Below are 360 nucleotides of genomic sequence, written 5' to 3' on the forward strand. Positions count from 1 at the left end.
CCCAATTGAAGAGCATGAGCAAGAAATTGGCACGGTTCTCTACCCAGAAGAAGATCTAGCCGAATATATTGTTACCTTCCCTGCGGATGCTGGGTTGCCTCCTCTTTACCTGATGTTCCAAAAAACGGCGCGTGATGAGTCTGGGTTTGTTACAGGGAATGGCGAAGATATAACGGGCATATGGTTAGAGAAAGCCAGTGAGGGGTTAGTTCTCCAGTACCATCACAAATTGCTGATAAGTTGAGAGGTAAAGAGTTCAGTAGTTTTGATGCGTTTAGGAAGGCCTTCTGGATTGAAGTATCCAAAGATGTATCTTTGTTGGAACAGTTTAATGAGTCAAATAAAGAAAGGATTATGAAG

General features: G+C 42.8%; 1 protein-coding gene and 1 pseudogene. Both read left to right on the forward strand.

Annotated elements, in window-relative coordinates; all coding sequences use genetic code 11:
* The coding region (locus QTN94_RS20605; RefSeq protein WP_443088824.1) for an S-type pyocin domain-containing protein at positions 1–244 on the forward strand (244 nt) is incomplete at its 5' end.
* Positions 241–360, forward strand: a pseudogene (locus QTN94_RS20735) (HNH endonuclease); the annotation flags it as partial. The gene QTN94_RS20605 and the pseudogene QTN94_RS20735, both read left to right, overlap by 4 nt.

The sequence above is a fragment of the Vibrio sp. M250220 genome, from assembly GCF_036533795.1.
GTDB lineage: Bacteria > Pseudomonadota > Gammaproteobacteria > Enterobacterales > Vibrionaceae > Vibrio.